At 73.3% G+C, this 14,097-nt stretch carries 12 protein-coding genes; 9 read left to right on the top strand and 3 right to left on the bottom strand.

Going from position 1 to position 14,097, the window contains the following annotated elements:
* Positions 1-286 precede the first annotated feature (286 nt).
* The 3 genes from ACFVYK_RS30365 to ACFVYK_RS30375 all read left to right on the top strand — a co-directional run bounded on the left by ACFVYK_RS30365 (position 287) and on the right by ACFVYK_RS30375 (position 3,196).
* Complete coding sequence (locus tag ACFVYK_RS30365; RefSeq protein ID WP_389779536.1) at positions 287-1,123, top strand: glycerophosphodiester phosphodiesterase; 837 nt, start codon at positions 287-289, stop codon at positions 1,121-1,123.
* Positions 1,124-1,327: 204 nt separating this feature from the next.
* The gene (locus ACFVYK_RS30370) at positions 1,328-1,966 is read left to right on the top strand and encodes an ATP-binding protein (RefSeq protein ID WP_389779537.1); all 639 of its coding nucleotides are present in this window, start codon (positions 1,328-1,330) and stop codon (positions 1,964-1,966) included.
* A 264-nt stretch (positions 1,967-2,230) separates the two neighbouring features.
* Positions 2,231-3,196, top strand: a complete 966-nt coding sequence (locus ACFVYK_RS30375) for a DUF5926 family protein (RefSeq protein ID WP_389779539.1) — start codon at positions 2,231-2,233, stop codon at positions 3,194-3,196.
* 303 nt (positions 3,197-3,499) lie between these two features.
* Here ACFVYK_RS30375 and ACFVYK_RS30380 read toward each other — a convergent pair whose 3' ends face one another.
* Complete coding sequence (locus tag ACFVYK_RS30380; protein WP_389779541.1) at positions 3,500-4,141, bottom strand: hypothetical protein; 642 nt, start codon at positions 4,139-4,141, stop codon at positions 3,500-3,502.
* Between the two features lie 56 nt (positions 4,142-4,197).
* The gene (locus tag ACFVYK_RS30385; RefSeq protein WP_389779542.1) at positions 4,198-4,863 is read right to left on the bottom strand and encodes a bifunctional DNA primase/polymerase; all 666 of its coding nucleotides are present in this window, start codon (positions 4,861-4,863) and stop codon (positions 4,198-4,200) included.
* Positions 4,864-5,386: 523 nt separating this feature from the next.
* On the opposite strand from ACFVYK_RS30385, the gene ACFVYK_RS30390 reads away from it, so the two are divergent.
* The 4 genes from ACFVYK_RS30390 (at position 5,387) to ACFVYK_RS30405 (ending at position 11,371) form a co-directional block, all read left to right on the top strand.
* Positions 5,387-6,922, top strand: a complete 1,536-nt coding sequence (locus tag ACFVYK_RS30390) for a PP2C family protein-serine/threonine phosphatase (protein ID WP_389779554.1) — start codon at positions 5,387-5,389, stop codon at positions 6,920-6,922.
* Between the two features lie 111 nt (positions 6,923-7,033).
* The gene (locus ACFVYK_RS30395; RefSeq protein ID WP_389779543.1) at positions 7,034-8,491 is read left to right on the top strand and encodes an aminopeptidase P family protein; all 1,458 of its coding nucleotides are present in this window, start codon (positions 7,034-7,036) and stop codon (positions 8,489-8,491) included.
* A gap of 163 nt (positions 8,492-8,654) precedes the next feature.
* Positions 8,655-10,007: a PLP-dependent aminotransferase family protein gene (locus ACFVYK_RS30400; protein ID WP_389779544.1), complete on the top strand. Its 1,353-nt coding sequence runs from the start codon at positions 8,655-8,657 to the stop codon at positions 10,005-10,007.
* 113 nt (positions 10,008-10,120) lie between these two features.
* On the top strand, positions 10,121-11,371 hold the full coding sequence (locus tag ACFVYK_RS30405) for an MFS transporter (RefSeq protein WP_389779546.1): 1,251 nt from the start codon (positions 10,121-10,123) through the stop codon (positions 11,369-11,371).
* Positions 11,372-11,624: 253 nt separating this feature from the next.
* On the opposite strand, the gene ACFVYK_RS30410 is transcribed toward ACFVYK_RS30405, so the two are convergent.
* Entirely contained in the window at positions 11,625-12,080 is a 456-nt protein-coding gene (locus ACFVYK_RS30410) for an ATP-binding protein (protein ID WP_389779548.1), read from the bottom strand.
* A gap of 241 nt (positions 12,081-12,321) precedes the next feature.
* Here ACFVYK_RS30410 and ACFVYK_RS30415 point away from each other — a divergent pair, with 241 nt between their 5' ends.
* Together ACFVYK_RS30415 and ACFVYK_RS30420 are read left to right on the top strand one after the other, a co-directional pair.
* A complete protein-coding gene (locus ACFVYK_RS30415; RefSeq protein WP_389779549.1) occupies positions 12,322-13,200 on the top strand; it encodes a hypothetical protein in 879 nt (292 codons plus the stop codon).
* A gap of 125 nt (positions 13,201-13,325) precedes the next feature.
* On the top strand, positions 13,326-14,084 hold the full coding sequence (locus ACFVYK_RS30420) for a YcnI family protein (RefSeq protein WP_389779551.1): 759 nt from the start codon (positions 13,326-13,328) through the stop codon (positions 14,082-14,084).
* Positions 14,085-14,097 lie beyond the last annotated feature (13 nt).

Consider the following 14,097-nt stretch of genomic DNA (forward strand, 5'->3'; position numbering starts at 1 on the left):
CTCCTCGATCCACGGCTGTTTTCGGCGGTCGCACTGGGTCGCGCTGGGTCATGCTCGTCGGCGCTCGGCGCGCTGCGTCGCACGCTTCGTCCTCGACCCGGCGCGCTGAAGCTGTGCATGTCCTTTTGTACGTCTCAGCTTTTCCCACGGGCCGTCAGAGCACCATAAGCGGTGCCTGTGGGTCCCCGGTCTTTCTTTATAAGGGGCATTACGCACAATAAGCGCGCATTTTCGAAACATCTCAGAGGGTTCTCAGACGACGGGCCCGCGGTGGCACGATGACGCGGTGACTCACGCACGGCAGCACCACATTCAAGTCGTCGCCCACCGAGGCGCCTCCGAGGAAGCCCCGGAGCACACCCTGGCCGCGTACAAGAAGGCGATCGAGGACGGTGCGGACGCCCTCGAATGCGATGTGCGGCTGACCGCGGACGGTCACCTCGTCTGCGTGCACGACCGCCGCGTCAACCGTACGTCCAACGGACGGGGCGCGGTCTCCGCCCTGGAGCTCGCCGACCTCGCGGCACTGGACTTCGGCTCCTGGAAGACGAAGGAGGCGCACGAGGCCTGGCATGCGCGCGAGGAGGACCCCGACTGGGAGGTCCGGCCCGAGGACCGCGAGGAGACGTCGGTCCTGACCTTGGAGCGGCTGCTGGAGCTCGTCTCCGACGCGGGGCGGCGGGTCGAGCTCGCCATCGAGACCAAGCATCCGACCCGCTGGGCCGGACAGGTGGAGGAGCGGCTGCTGACGCTGCTCAAGCGGTTCGGCCTGGACGCGCCGGCCTCGGCGGCCGAGTCACCGGTGCGGATCATGAGTTTCTCGGCGCGCTCGCTGCATCGCGTGCACGCCGCCGCGCCCACGATCCCGGCGGTCTACCTCATGCAGTTCGTCTCGCCGCGGCTGCGCGACGGGCGGCTGCCCGCGGGGGTCGGGGTGGCCGGCCCCTCGATCCGGATCGTGCGCAACCACCCGGCCTACATCGAGCGCCTGAAGCGGGCCGGCCACCAGGTGCACGTGTGGACGGTGAACGAACCCGCGGACGTCGATCTCTGCGTCGGCCTGGGCGTCGACGCCATCATCACCAACCGCCCGCGCGCGACCCTGCGACGCCTGGGCCGCTGAGGCGGGCACCCGGGGCGCCCACGGGCACCTCTGGGACGTCACAGAAGTCCCACGAGTCCCAGAAGCCCCATCCACACATCTTGACCCGCGGCACCACCTACAGCATTCTCCGTTCTCAGCCATACCGTCCAGATCCAGCCACTCCCTGACAAGCCCCTCACGGGGAGTGCTCCGGCGCGTTCGGTACGTGTTCGGTCGATCCGAATGCGTCCCCGGACCCGCGTTGGCCGGTTTCCGGTACAGGCCAATGGGGCATCCACACCGTGGCGTGGGGCGAAGGAGGTCTCGGGGGTGGCGTTGGTGGTGGCACAGGAGGTGCCCGCGTCGTCGAGCATGGCCGTACCCCATGGCCCTGCGGGCGTGGGGAACGCGAGACACCGCATGCGCGATCAGCTGCGCAGGGGCGGGGTGCCGGAATCGGTCATCGACGACGCCGTACTGATCCTTTCCGAACTTTTGAGCAACGCCTGCAAGCACGGCAGACCGCTGGGCGACGCCCTGGCCGGGGACGGCGACGTCCGGGCCGCCTGGCACGTCGATCCGGGCGGCCGGCTGGTGGTCGAGGTGACCGACGGTGGGGGCCCGACCCGCCCGGCCCCGGCGACCCCGTCCGTCACCGCGCACGGCGGCCGTGGGCTCAACATCATCACGGCGCTGGCCGACGACTGGGGCGTGCGCGACGACGCCCGCGGCGAGGTCACGGTGTGGGTCGTCGTCCACGCCGACGTGTACGACCCCGACGCCGGCTGCCGGCGCGACGACTTCGCGTCCCGGGTGGCGGCCCCCACGGTCGCCTCGCTGCCCGGCCTGGGCTTCGCGGACGCGTTCGACGACCTGGACTGATCAGAGCCTGTGCACGAGGCGGGGCCCGCGTGGTCCACCTGCGGCCCTCGTCCCGTGCGACACGCGCCTCGTCCCCCAGCTCCTCCCGTCGCCGCGCGCGTCGTCCACCAGCGCCTCCCGTCGCCGAGCGGGTCGTCCGCCGGCTTCGTCCCGTCCCCGCGCGCGCTGTCCACGAGCCCTGCATCGTCCACAGGTTCCGGTGACGGAGCGTGCGAGCGGCTAGGCTCCCGGCGTACCAGACGAGCCGTACCCGGGAGACACCCAGTGGCCAAGAAGCGACCCCCAACGAAGGCCAAGCGGCCGCAGCTCACCGACGCGGACATCCCGGTCGTCGGCGCGCGGGAGCCCTGCCCCTGCGGCAGCGGCCGCCGCTACAAGGCATGCCACGGCCGGGCCGCCGCGCATGCCCTGACCGAGCTGGTGCAGCGCCCCTTCGAGGGGCTGCCGGGCGAGGGCGACTGGGTGGCGCTGCGCGAGCTGGTGCCGGCCGCCACGGTGGAGCTGCCCCTCAAGGACGGCCTGCCCGCGGGCGTCCCGTCGGTCACGCTCGCCACGGTGCTGCCGATGGCCTGGCCCGCCCTGCGGCGCGACGACGGCTCGGTGCTGCTGGGCCTGCAGAACGACACGGCCTCCGGCGACATCAGCCGCGACCTGGCCGACACCCTGGTGCGCGCCCTGGAAGCGGACCCGGGCACCCCGGTGCAGGCTCGCCGCGCTCCGGCCGACGGTCCGCGGATGCAGGATCTGCTCGACCCCGAAGGCGCGTTCGAGCCGGTCGTGCACAGCGGCTTCGAGTTCTGGGTGCCGGACCCGGAGAACGCCGCGCCGGAGGTGGCCGCCTCCCTGGAGCGGGCCAACGCCGCGGCCATCCCGACCGTCAAGCTGAGCGGCGTGGACGCCGCGTACTGGTGCGAGACGCCGGACAAGAACCATCTGCGCTGGGTCATGCCGTACCCCGAGGAGCAGCTTCTGGACGCCCTCGCCCGGCTGCACGCGGCGGGGCGGGCCGGGCTCGGGGAGGGCACGCGGCTGGTGGGCTCCTTCCGCGCGCACGGTCTGACGGTGCCGGTGTGGGACCTGCCGAGCGCGGTCACCGCAGACGACGTGGAGAAGCCGGCCGCCGAGTTCGCCGAGCGGCTCGCGGTCGCCCTGGCCTCGGACGCGCCGCTCACGGCGGACGAGCGTCGCGCGCGTGGCGGCCTCACCAACCGACAGGTGACGCTCAGCTGACCCACCCGACCCCAACCGGGCCTCTGACCCACCCGACCCCAACCGGGCCTCGTTGAAGGGGCGTTCAGCGTTCGGGTGCGGGCGTCCCGGGTGAGCTCTCTCACAACTACCGTTCGCACAAGGCGAGTCGACGCCAGAAGCGCCGACTCGCCCGTGTCCGGAAAGCCGACGAAAACAAGAGATCGAATTTGCGTGGGGCCGATCTCTTGTTACCGTTCGAGTAGCCCGGTTGCTGGTGCATCCCCCGTCGCCAGCAACCGGGTTTTTTCGTACGCGAATCCGTACACACGGAGCCAGTGCACCTCAACTCCCCGTGTCGGCGCGCGAGTTGCTGCCGGAACGCAGAAGCAGCGGCCCGTCGTCGGATGCTCGCGCGAACTCCGCGACCGCCGTGTAGGCCGCCAGTTGCCCCCGGCTCCGCTCATGGGGCGTCTCGCAGGACTGTGGTTCGTCCTCGGCGCCCACCGCACAGTTCGTCTGCACCGTGCGTTCAGCGGGGCCCAGGAGGCTCAGGAAGGCGTCCAGGGCGCGCCCGGTGGCGTTGCGGTAGTAGGTGCGCGCCCAGGTGTCCTCGCCCTGGGACAGCACACAGGTCTGCGCCTCCACCCCGTCGGGGGAGGTGAGCTCGGGGCCGCAGCGGGCGGCGGTGGCCAGCCCCAGGCCGAGCAGCAGCGGGGACCGCGACGGCGCGACGGAGGGCGCCTTGGGGTCGGCGCGCTCCGCACCCGGCGGGCCGTGACGTCGCGCACCCGGCAGGCCGTGACCTCGCGCGGCGTGCGGGCCGGACGCCTCGGCGGCGCGCGGGTCGCTCATGTCGAGCGCGCGGGTGACGGCAGCATCGGCCGCGCGCCCCTCGTCGCCGACCGGCCCCGCGGACGCCATGGCCAGAGGCAGTGCGATCGCGCCTGCCACGACGCCCCCGAGGGCGAGGAGACGAAGGTTCATACAGCGGAAGATAGAGGGCGAACACCGGCGTCCGGACCGGCGCGCGCCCGACACCCCTACAACTCGGGGGCGCTCACACCCGTACGAGTGAGGGCGTCGACGACGGCGTCCACCACGGCCTCGACGTCGGGCACCCAGGGCGAGGCCGAGTCGGGCAGCGGCGCGCGCTCCCAGCGGATGTCGCCGCGGCCGGTCTGCGACGGCGGCAGGGCGATGTACCCGCCCTCGCCGTGGAAGCGCAGCGAGCCCGGGACGAAGTCCTTGGCGTAGAGCAGCTCGCCGAGCTGTTCCATCGAGTACGGCCGCACCAGGAGGAACCAGCGGGTGGGCGAGGCCACCACCGGGCCGAGGCGCATGCCCTGCAGATCGAGCGCCACGAGCGCGCGCGAGGCCGCGAGGGCGGGGAGGCTGACCGCGCAGGGAGCCGTGCCCCCGGTGGCCAGGATGATCGGCGACGCCGGCCGGTTGCCCCACCACCAGCGCACCATGCGCGCGTCGGTGGTGGCCGCGAGGAGGCCGGGGTCGAAGGGATGGGCGCCGGGGACCGTGCACTCCGGGTCGGGGCAGGTGCAGCGGGACGTGCTCCGCTGGTCCGCCGTCGCCCCCGGGAGGACGGGCCACTGCCATTGCGTCGCGAACGTCAGGGCCGCGTCGAGCATCTCGGGCCCTCCGTCGCCGCGCCGGGACAGGAGCCTGCGTCGCTTTCCGAGGATCTCGCGCATGAGCGCTCGTCCTTTCCGTTGCACCGCTGGCAACACCGTGGGTCACATCACAACATGTGTCGATCACTTCACTGTGCGTACCTTGTGGCGCATCACACCCCTGTCCTGGACAAGGGGGACCCCTCGGGGTCGAGGTGGCGGCTGCTTCCGCGGCCGCTCCGCCGACTTGCGTCCATCTAATGCCTGGGCGTGGCGTGGGGTGGCGAAGTCTGGCGTTTGGTGTCGCGCGTATTTCTCTCCGCCTCCGCCACGGGAGGATGGGGCACGGTCGTCGATGACTATGACGCCCGGTGCGGTCACCAGGTTCCGGGAGGCTCCCCACGAGCTCCCGACGTCCCCTGGCCCTTACCGAGTACGTACCCATCACGACCGCTGTGACGCTCCGTCGAGCAAACCCAGTCGACCGCAATCACCCGTTACCCGAGGCAGTTTTAAGCCAACTTTGTATTTTGGCAAGGGAGCCGGAAGAACCGTGCGTGATTCCCCCAAAGAGCCCGCGGACACCAGTATTCCCAGCAGGACAATGCTGGACATCCCCTCACGAGTGCGTGTACATGTGGAGACACCGCTAGCGGCGCAGCATGACATGGGGGTTTGCGATGCTTTTGAGCAATACGCTCCGGTCCGAGAGCCGGACGCCATGAACGCCCCTCACCCTCCGAAAGTGGCTGGAATCGATTCAGCGGTTCCCTCGCCCGCACACACTGTCCCGCCCGCGCCCGTCTCCCCGGGCTCCCCAACGGTCCCCGCGGCCCCCGCCGCCCCCCTGGCCCCCTCCGGAGCCGGAGCCGTCCTGACCGACCGGCTCGCCGGCTGGGTCTCGGACCTCACCACCCTCCACGAACTCACCGAACGCCTGGCCCGCACGGACGCGCTGACGGACGCCCTGACGGAGTTGCTGCACGCCGGAGCCGCCCTGGTGGGCGCCCGGCGCGGCCTCGTCGTCCTGGAGCCCCGCGACCGGCTCGGCCCCGACACCACGATCGGCCTGGGCCTCGGACGCGCCGACCTCGGACACATCGAGACCGTGCCGCGCAGCGCCCTGTCCTACGGCCGGATCCTCGACGGACTGCCCGGCGGCGAGGGGGAGATCGCCGAGCCCGACCTGTTCGCCGGGGACGGCATGGACCCCCGCCACCGCGAGGTGGCCGCCCGCCTCGGCTACGCCGCAAGCTACGCGCTCCCGCTGGAGGCGGACGGCGCACAGGGCCGGCTCGGCGCGGCCGTGTGGCTCTACGACGAGCCGGCCGAGCCGGGCGGACGCCAGCGTCATCTGGCCGGCCTGTACGTCCGGTACGCGTCCGAGCACCTCGCCCGGCTGGTGGAGCTCGAACGCACCCGCGCGTGTATGAAGACGATGGCCGAGGAACTGCTGCCGTCCCGGCTGCCGCGGGTGCCCGGCGTCCAGCTCGCCGCGCGCCACCGCACCGGACCGCGCGCGGGCGGCGACTGGTACGACGCGCTGCCGCTGCCGGACGCGGCGCTGGGCCTCGCCGTCGGATCCGTCACCGGGTCCGGCCCGAGCGCCGTCGCCGCGATGGGCCGGCTGCGCGCCTCCCTGCGGGCGTACGCCGTGATGGAGGGCGAGGACCCCGTCGCCGTCCTGTCCGACCTGGAGCTGCTGCTGCGGCTGACCGAACCCGCGCGTTCGGCCACCGCCCTGTTCGCCTACTGCGAGCCCGCCCTGCGCAAGATCACCCTGGCCGGCGCGGGGCACTGCCCGCCGCTGCTGGTCGGCGAGCGGCGCACCGAGTTCGTGGAGACCTCCGTCTCCGCGCCGCTGGGAATGCTGGCCTGCTGGGAGGCGCCCAGCGTCGAGGTCGAGGCGCAGCCCGGAGAGACCGTCCTGCTCTACACCGACGGCCTGCTGCACCGCACCGGCGCCCCCGTGGACCGCGCCTTCGCCCGGCTGCACGCGGCCGCCGCCGGGGTGCCGAGACAGCTGCGCCAGGATCCGGGCGCGATCGCCGACCACGTGCTGCGCACGGTCCTGCCGGACGGGGCGGCCGAGCAGGACGGCGACGAGGACGTGGTGCTGCTGGCGGCCCGCTTCGACTAGGCCGGCGACGACGGCGGGCGATCGGCCCCGCAACAGGTCCTTCGCCCCTGGGCCCCCTTATGTACGACCGTACGATGGAGGGGGTCCAGTGCCGTATCTAGGAGGATGACCGTGGCCGACGAGCTCACACCGGAGACCCCGGAAGAGTCGGAAGAGCCCATCAAGCAGCGGAAGAACGGCCTGTACCCGGGCGTCTCCGACGAGCTGGCCGAGAACATGAAGTCGGGTTGGGCCGACACGGAACTGCGCGACCTGGAGCCGATCGCCCAGGCCGCACAGACGGCCGCGCGCCGCGCCGCGCTCTCCGCGCGCTTCCCGGGCGAGCGTCTGGTGATCCCCGCGGGCAACCTCAAGACCCGCTCCAACGACACGGAGTACGCCTTCCGCGCCTCCGTCGAGTACGCGTACCTGACCGGCAACCAGACCGAGGACGGCGTGCTCGTGCTGGAGCCCGTCGCCGACGGCCACAAGGCCACGATCTACCTCCTGCCCCGCTCCGACCGCGAGAACGGCGAGTTCTGGCTGTCCGGCCAGGGCGAGCTGTGGGTGGGCCGCCGGCACTCGCTCGGCGAGGCGGAGCAGCTCTACGGCATCCCGGCCTCCGACGTGCGCGAGCTGGCGGACCGGCTGCGCGAGGCCACCGGCCCGGTGCGGGTCGTGCGCGGGTACGACGCGGGCGTCGAGGCGGCCCTGACCGACAAGGTCACCGCCGAGCGCGACGCGGAACTGCGCGTCTTCCTCTCCGAGGCCCGGCTGGTCAAGGACGAGTTCGAGGTCGGCGAGCTGCAGAAGGCCGTGGACTCCACGGTCCGCGGCTTCGAGGACGTCGTGAAGGTCCTCGACCGGGCCGAGGCGACGAGCGAGCGCTACATCGAGGGCACGTTCTTCCTCCGCGCGCGGGTCGAGGGCAACGACGTCGGCTACGGCACCATCGCCGCCGCCGGCCCGCACGCCTGCACGCTGCACTGGGTGCGCAACGACGGGCCGGTGCGCTCGGGCGATCTGCTCCTGCTGGACGCGGGCGTCGAGACCCACACGTACTACACCGCCGACGTCACGCGCACGCTGCCGGTCGACGGCCGCTTCACCGAGATCCAGAAGAAGATCTACGACGCCGTGTACGAGGCCCAGGAGGCCGGCATCGCCGCGGTGAAGCCGGGCGCCAAGTACCGCGACTTCCACGACGCGGCCCAGCACGTGCTGGCCGAGCGGCTCGTCGAGTGGGGCCTGGTCGAGGGCCCGGTCGAGCGGGTCCTGGAGCTCGGGCTCCAGCGCCGCTGGACGCTGCACGGCACCGGCCACATGCTCGGCATGGACGTCCACGACTGCGCCGCCGCGCGCGTGGAGTCCTACGTCGACGGCACGCTGGAGCCGGGCATGGTGCTGACCGTCGAGCCCGGGCTGTACTTCCAGGCCGACGACCTCACCGTGCCCGCGGAGTACCGGGGCATCGGCGTCCGGATCGAGGACGACATCCTCGTCACGCGGGACGGCAACCGGAACCTCAGCGCCGCGCTGCCCCGGCGGTCGGACGAGGTCGAGAGCTGGATGGCTTCGCTGACCGGCTGACGGGCTGACGGGCTGACGCGCCGACGCGCCGACGCGCCGACGTAGGAATCGGCCCGCGGCCTGATCGACGGCCTCGACGGCCGGTCGCCCCGGGGTGACCGGCCGTCGTGCGGTGTGCGGGTGGTGGTGTCCGCTCGCGGGTTCCCGCCCTGGGGGGGTTGTGGTGGATCTGCACGTCGAAGCCGACTCCGCCGAAGGGCGTCGTGCCGGGCTCGAACGTGCCCTGCGGGACGCCGTGCGGGACGGGCGGCTGTCGCCCGGGACACGGCTGCCCGCCACACGACGGCTCGCGGGCGAGCTCGGAATGTCCCGGAACACCGTCAAGGCGGCCTACGACCAACTCGTCGCCGAGGGCTATCTCACCGCCCGGCAGGGCTCGGGCACGCAGGTCGCGCCGCTGCCCCCCGTCGCCGCCGAACCCCCGGAGTCCACCGCACGCGCGAGGGCGCCGCGCTTCGACCTGCGGCCCGGCAGTCCCGACGTCGGGACGTTCCCGGCCGCGGCCTGGCTGCGCGCCCTGCGCCGCGCCATCGCGACGGCCCCCTCCCCGGCGTACGACTACGGCGACCCGCGCGGCCGCATCGAGCTGCGCACCGCGCTGTCGGGGTACCTGGGACGGGCGCGGGGCGTCGTCGCGCCGCCGGAGCGGATCGTCGTCACCTCCGGGTACGTGCAGGGCCTCGCCCTCCTCACGCGCGTGCTGGACGGCGCCCCGATCGCGATGGAGGACCCCGGTCTGCCCTTCCACCGCGAGGTCGTACGGCACAACGGCGGAACCGTGACGGCCGCGCCGGTCGACGAACACGGGGTGCGCGTCGGGGAACTGGGCGACGCGGGGACGGTGGTCGTCACGCCCGCCCACCAGTACCCCACCGGCGTGACGCTGCACCCGGGCCGGCGGCGGGCGCTGACGGAGTGGGCCCGCGCCCGGGACGGCGTCATCGTCGAGGACGACTACGACGGGGAGTTCCGCTACGACCGGCAACCGGTCGGCGCGCTCCAGGGCATGGCGCCGGGGCAGGTCGTCTATCTGGGCACCGCCTCCAAGACGCTCGGGCCGGCGCTGCGGCTCGGCTGGATGGTGCTGCCTCCGCGGCTGGTCGACGCGGTGGCCGACGCCAAGCTGCACAGCGACCACCACACCGAGTCCATCGGACAGCTGGCGCTCGCCGAGCTGATCGTCAGCCACGCCTACGACCGTCATGTGCGCGCGTGCCGGCTGCGCTACCGGCGCCGCCGGGACCTGCTGCTCGACCGGCTGGGCGCGCGCCGGGGCGTGCGCGGGGTCGCGGCCGGACTGCACGCGCTGGTGGAGGTGGGCGACGAGGCGCGGGCGCTGGACCGGGCTGCGGCGGCGGGGCTCGCGGTGGGCCGCCTCGGCGAGCACTGGCACGACCTGGGCGGGGGCCGCGCGCAGCGACGGCCGCAGGGCCTGGTCGTCGGTTACGGCACGCCCGGCGAACGGGCCTACCCCGAGGCGCTGGACGTGCTCGCGAAGGTGCTCGAAGGGAACTGAGCCGAGGCTCCGGGGACAGGAGTCGTGGTGATCGTCCCCGGCGGAATTGGGCCGCTGAAGCGCCTCCGAAGTGGTCCTGTTCACCGGTCCACCGCATCCCTAGCGTCGTTGTCATGACGACGAAGACCCCGGCGCGGCGGACCGCGACGCGGCGCACCCCCGCGCAACGGCTGCTCGCGCTCGCGCAGTTGAGCAACTCGGTCGGGGACGGCGCCTACTACACGACGTCGGCCCTGTACTTCACCCAGGTGATCGGTCTCGCCCCCGCGCGCGTGGGGCTGGGCCTCACCCTCGGATGGGCGGTGGGCTCGCTGGCGGGCGTACCCCTGGGACGGCTGGCCGACCGGCGCGGGGCACGCGGGACGGCGGTGCTGCTCGCGCTGGCGACCGGGCTCGCGGTGGCGTCCTTCACCCTGGTGCGCGACTTCGCGCCGTTCGTGCTCGTGGCGTGTGCGTACGCGGCCGCGCAGTCGGGGCTCGCCGCGGCCCGCCAGGCGCTGCTGGCCGGTCTGGTGCCCGCCGGGGAGCGGACCGGGCTGCTGGCGCGGCTCCAGGCGACGCTGAACGCCGGTCTGGCGGTCGGCGCGGGACTCGGCGGGCTCGCGCTGCACGCCGGGACGCGGCAGGCGTACCTCGGGGTGTTCGCGGTCGACGCGATGAGTTTCCTGGTGTGCGCGCTGCTGCTCGCCTGGCTGCCCCGGGTGGCTCCCGGCGGGGCCCGGCCGGGAGGTCGCGCCCTGGGCGTGCTGCGGGACCGGCCGTACGCGCTCGTGGCGCTCCTGAACACCGTGCTGTTGCTGCGGATGCCGCTGCTCAGCCTGGTGCTGCCGCTGTGGATCACCGAGCGGACCGGGGCGCCCGTCTGGCTGGTGTCCGCGCTGTTCGTGCTCAACACGGCCGCGGTGACGGTGTTCCAGGTGCGGGCGGCGCGGAGCGTGAGCGGGCTGGAGAGCGCCACGCGCGCGGTGCGGCGCGCCGGGTGGGTGATGTGCGCCGCGTGCGCGGTGTTCGCCCTGTCCGCGGGAGCCTCGCCATGGGTGGCGACGGGTGTGCTGGTGCTGGGCTCGGTGCTGCAGGCGGCGGCGGAGATGGGGCAGTCGGCGGGCTCCTGGCAGCTCTCCTTCGATCTCGCCCCGGCCGATCGCGTCGGCGAGTACCAGGGGCTGTTCGGCACCGGTGTCACGGTGGCCCGCACTCTCGGCCCCCTGGTCCTGACCTGGCTCCTGGTCGAGTGGGGCACGCCGGGTTGGCTGCTGCTGGGCGCGGCGATGGTGGCGGCGTCGTACGCGATGGGCCCGGCGGCGCGGCGGGCGGCCGCCGGCCGGACGGCGCACACACCGCCGCTGCTCGCGCAGACGGCCTGACCCCGCCGACCACGTCGCCGGGCCGCGCGCTCAGGCGCTCTGCCGCTCCGGGGCTTCGGGGCTCCCGCACCCAGGGGCGGGACGTCAGGGCCGCCGCCCATCACTCGGCCGGGAGGGCGCTGTGCGGAAGCCGTGAGTGCCGGGACGTTCGAAATCCCCTGCCCATTAACCAGATCGGCGCTACCTCGTACGGCGATCACGTGAGTGCCGGGACGTTCGAAGTCCCCTGCGCACCAAACAGATCGGCGCTACCTCATACGGCGATCAGCGGGGCGCCCTTGCGCCACTTCAGGATCTTGTCGAAGCTCACGACGGCCCCGACGCGCCCCGGTTTGTTGCCGATGTGGACGTGGTCGGCGAGTTCCTGGATGAGGAAGAGGCCCCGGCCGTGCTCGGCGTCGGCGCTCACACGCACCGGTGCGGGCGCCGGACGTTCGGCGGTGAACCCGGGGCCCGAGTCGGCGACCTCGATCCGGCACTTCTCGCCGTCGAGGTAGGCGGTGACGCGGTACGCCTCGGAACAGCCGCTGTGCACGGCGTCCCCGCCGTGCTCGACGGCGTTGGCGCAGGCCTCGCTCAGGGCCACGGAGAGGTCGTAGCTGACGTCGGGATCGACGCCCGCCGTCTCCATGGTGCCGAGCAGCAGACGGCGGGCGAGCGGCACGCTTGCGGCCTCGCGCCGCAGATGGAGTGACCACCAGATGCTCATGCTCCAGCCTCCTGGCTGCGGCTCGACATACCGATACGTATTGCCGCACGAGGCCGTATGTAAGCGCGATTTCCGCGTGATGCCGCCCATATGGGGGATGCACTCGTGCCCGGCATCGGTGTATGCGGGACTCGGCAGCATCAGTAGTACCGGTCGTACCAGAAGGTGATCTTTCGTATCGTGGGGATCTTGTGGACCTGCCGTACGGCCGAGGTGGGGCCAGTGCGATGATGAGCCCGCCATGACTGCCCCCCACAGCGAACGCTCAGGTCGCGATCTACGGCTGATGCGGGCCGCGGTGTTCGCCGCGGTCTGCGTCGTGCTGGCCGCGGCCGGGCACTCGACGGCCTCCTGCGCCGCCGTGCCGCTGTGGACGCTGGCCGCGGGGTTCCTGGGCGTCCTCGCCGTCGTGGCGCCGCTCGCCGGGCGCACGCGCTCGCTGCCGGCCATCGCGGCCGTGCTCGCGGTCGGACAGACCGCGCTGCACACCCTCTTCGGACTCGGCCAGCACACCGTCTCCGCGTCCGCCGCGCTCTCCGCCGACGCCTCCACCACGCTGTCCGGGACGGACGCCACGCTCGTCGCCCGGGCGGCCCGGCTGGTGTGCGGGGCCACCGCGGCCGCGCTCAGCCCGGCCCAGGCGCAGAAGATCCTGGTCGACGCGCGGCTCTACCCCGGCGGGGTCGCCGGCGGCGGCCGCGGGACGGCCCTGGGCGGGACGACCGGGACGACCGGTATGGGGACCATGCGGCATCCCGCGGACGTCCTGTCCGCGGCCGGCTCGCCGATGTCCCTGCTGCCCTCCCTGCCGATGCTGCTGGGACACGTCCTGGCGGCCGTCGCCGCCGGCTGGCTGATGCGCCGCGGCGACACGGCCCTGCTGCGGCTGCTCGCCCTGTCGGCCAACGGGGTCGCCGAGGGGGCGCTCGTCCGGTCCCTGCGCGGGGCGCTCGCGCTGGTACGCGCTCTGCTCGCGGGGCTGCCGACCGCGCCCGGAGCGGGACCGCGCGTCCCGTGCGCCGCCCAGCTCACGCCGGCCGCTCCCCTGACCACCGCGCTCCAGCACTCGGTGATCAGGCGAGGCCCGCCGCCCGCACGCGCTCTCGTCCTCGCTGCCTGACGCGACGCGACCAGCACTCCACCCGACCGGGGAGCGGCCGCCGTCGTGCGGCACGCGCGCGTGCGCGCATCCGCGCACCCGCCTCCTCAGCCACAGACTCACCTCAGAGTGGAGTGCTCCCTGCCATGAAGGCCTCTCGTATCGCCGCCCGTGTCGCCGCCGCCGCTGCCGTCGCCGGGTCCGGCGTCCTCGCCCTGTCCTCGCCCGCCCTCGCCCATGTGAGCGTCGCCGCCGAGGGCGCCGCGGCCAAGGGCGGCTACGCGGTCGTCGACTTCAAGGTCCCCAACGAGCGGGACAACGCCTCGACCGCCAAGCTCGAGGTCACCTTCCCGACCGACCACCCGCTGGCCTCCGCGCTGCCGGAGCCGATCGACGGCTGGAAGATCGACGTCACCAAGGCCAAGCTCGCCAAGCCCCTCGAGGTGCACGGCAAGCAGATCTCCGAGGCCGTCTCCAAGATCACCTGGACCGCCACCGGCGAGGGCGTCAAGCCCGGCTTCTTCCAGAAGTTCCCGGTGTCCGTCGGCGCCCTGCCCGAGGACGCGGACGAACTGGTCTTCAAGGCGATCCAGACGTACTCCAACAAGGAGGTCGTGCGCTGGATCGAGGTCCAGGAGGACGGCGCGGAGGAGCCCGACAACCCGGCCCCCGTGCTCGCCCTGAGCGCCGCCTCCGAGGACGGCCACCACGGCGCCGCCGCCGAGGACGCCTCCGACAAGTCCGACGACGCCAAGGCGACCGCCACGACGAACGAGGCGGCCGCCACCTCCGACGGCACCGACACCACCGCCCGGGTCCTCGGCGTGGTCGGCATCGTCGTCGGCGCCGCCGGCGTCGCCTACGGCGTGCTCGCCGGCCGCCGCCGCACCACCACCGAGGCCTGATCCGCGCCCGGGG

The sequence above is a fragment of the Streptomyces sp. NPDC058291 genome, assembly GCF_042880855.1.
Lineage (GTDB): Bacteria > Actinomycetota > Actinomycetes > Streptomycetales > Streptomycetaceae > Streptomyces.

Excerpts from the sequence above, each read along its gene's own strand:
- ACFVYK_RS30370 (WP_389779537.1), top strand. The coding sequence starts at position 1,328 with ATGCGTCCCCGGACCCGCGTTGGCCGGTTTCCGGTACAGGCCAATGGG.
- ACFVYK_RS30405 (WP_389779546.1), top strand. The coding sequence starts at position 10,121 with ATGACGACGAAGACCCCGGCGCGGCGGACCGCGACGCGGCGCACCCCC.
- ACFVYK_RS30415 (WP_389779549.1), top strand. The coding sequence starts at position 12,322 with ATGACTGCCCCCCACAGCGAACGCTCAGGTCGCGATCTACGGCTGATG.
- ACFVYK_RS30420 (WP_389779551.1), top strand. The coding sequence starts at position 13,326 with ATGAAGGCCTCTCGTATCGCCGCCCGTGTCGCCGCCGCCGCTGCCGTC.
- ACFVYK_RS30385 (WP_389779542.1), bottom strand. The coding sequence starts at position 4,863 with ATGCGCGAGATCCTCGGAAAGCGACGCAGGCTCCTGTCCCGGCGCGGC.
- ACFVYK_RS30380 (WP_389779541.1), bottom strand. The coding sequence starts at position 4,141 with ATGAACCTTCGTCTCCTCGCCCTCGGGGGCGTCGTGGCAGGCGCGATC.
- ACFVYK_RS30410 (WP_389779548.1), bottom strand. The coding sequence starts at position 12,080 with ATGAGCATCTGGTGGTCACTCCATCTGCGGCGCGAGGCCGCAAGCGTG.
- ACFVYK_RS30390 (WP_389779554.1), top strand. The coding sequence starts at position 5,387 with ATGCTGGACATCCCCTCACGAGTGCGTGTACATGTGGAGACACCGCTA.